The sequence below is a fragment of the Mesorhizobium sp. WSM3866 genome (assembly GCF_002294795.1).
In the GTDB taxonomy this organism is placed as follows: Bacteria; Pseudomonadota; Alphaproteobacteria; order Rhizobiales; family Rhizobiaceae; genus Mesorhizobium.
Window position 1 is genome coordinate 1 of sequence record NZ_NSGC01000050.1, and the last position, 1,637, is coordinate 1,637.

The window sequence follows — 1,637 nt, forward strand, 5'->3', positions numbered from 1 at the left end:
ACCTGCGCCTCGAACAGCTCGTGGATGCACTTGTGCGACGGATAGTCCGCTTCCGTCCGGTTCAGCTCCTCCAAAAGGTAAGTCCGCTCCTCGCGCGACAGCAACTCGATGCGGCCCACCGGCTGCCCGGCATCGGCAACCATCGCCCGCAGCAGCGCCAAAAGATAGCCGCGCTGCCGCTCGATCGTGGCTTCGTCGAACAGTGCGGTCGCATAGTGCAGCTTTCCGGCGAGCTCCTCGCCGCTCTCGCCAAGGCTCAGCTCCAGGTCGAACTTGACCTGGTCGTAGGCATTGCCCACAGCCTCGATCGCGAGCCCGGGCAGGTCAAGCCGCTCGACGGCCGCGTCCTGCCAGGCCAGCATCACCTGGAACAGCGGCGTGTGGTCGAGCGCGCGCTGCGGCTTGACGATCTCAACCACCTGCTCGAACGGCAGGTCCTGATGCTCCTGCGCGGCAAGCGCGGTGCGCCGCGTGCGTTCCAGAAGCTGCGCCACGCTCGGCGCCCCCGACAGATCCAGGCGAAGCGCAAGCGTGTTGACGAAGAAGCCGATCAGCTCTTCGATCTCGCGCCGGCCGCGATTGGCGCTCGGCACGCCGATGACGATGTCGTCCTGCCCTGACAGGCGCGACAGAACCGCCGCCCAGGCCGCCAGCACCGTCATGAACAAGGTCGTGCCCTGCTGGCTGGCCAGCCGCTTCAGCCCGCGCGTCAGCGCCGGATCGATGACCACCGGCACGCCGGCCCCGGCAAACGACTGCTGGGCTGGGCGCGGCCGGTCCGTCGGCAAGGCAAGGCGAGCAGGAGCCCCCGACAGGGCCTCGCGCCAGTGACGGGCCTGGCTCTGCAGCCTGTCCCCCGACAGCCACTGCCGCTGCCAGGCAGCATAGTCCGCATACTGGATGTCGAGCGGCGCCAAGGGATCATCATGCCCGGCAGCGAAGGCCCGGTAGAGCTGACCGAGTTCCCGCACCAGCACGCCCATCGACCAGCCATCCGAGACAATGTGATGCTGCGTCAGCAGGAAGACGTGCTCCTCATGCGACAGCCGGATCAGGCGAGCGCGGATCATCGGCCCGCGCGACAGGTCGAAGGGCGTGTGCGCCTCTTCACGGCACAGGTCCTCAAGGGCCGCCTCAGCATCGGCCCGGCCGCACAGGTCGTGCTCGACCGGCGGCAGACCAGCATCCGCCGGCAGGACCCGGACCCAGGGCTTGCCGTCGGGCGCGACAAAAACATGGCGCAACGCCTCGTGACGCGCAAACACACCATCGAGGCTGCGCTGCAGGGCCGCCCGATCGAGCCGGCCCGTCAGCCGCAAGGCCATCGGGATGTGGTAATTGGTGCCGGCCTCGTCCAGCTGCGCCAGGAACCACAGCCGCTGCTGGGCGAAGGAGAGCGCAAGCGGCTCATCGCGCGACACGGCAACAATCGCCGGCAGGTCTTTGCGATCGGCGCGGCTCAAATCTTCAACGATGCTTTCCGCCAGATCGCAAAGCACCGGCCTGGCGAAGAGCGTCGACAGCGGCACCTCGACACCGACGGCCGGCGAGAGCCGGCTCAGCAGCCGCACCGCCAGCAGCGAATGGCCGCCGAGCTCGAAGAAGTGGTCGTGGCGGCCGACCCGATCGAGCCCCAG

General features: G+C 68.4%; 1 protein-coding gene. It reads right to left on the minus strand.

All coding sequences use genetic code 11. The annotated features are described in order from the left end of the window. On the minus strand, positions 1-1,637 hold a 1,637-nt coding region (locus tag CK222_RS31355; protein ID WP_245322586.1), incomplete at both ends, for a condensation domain-containing protein.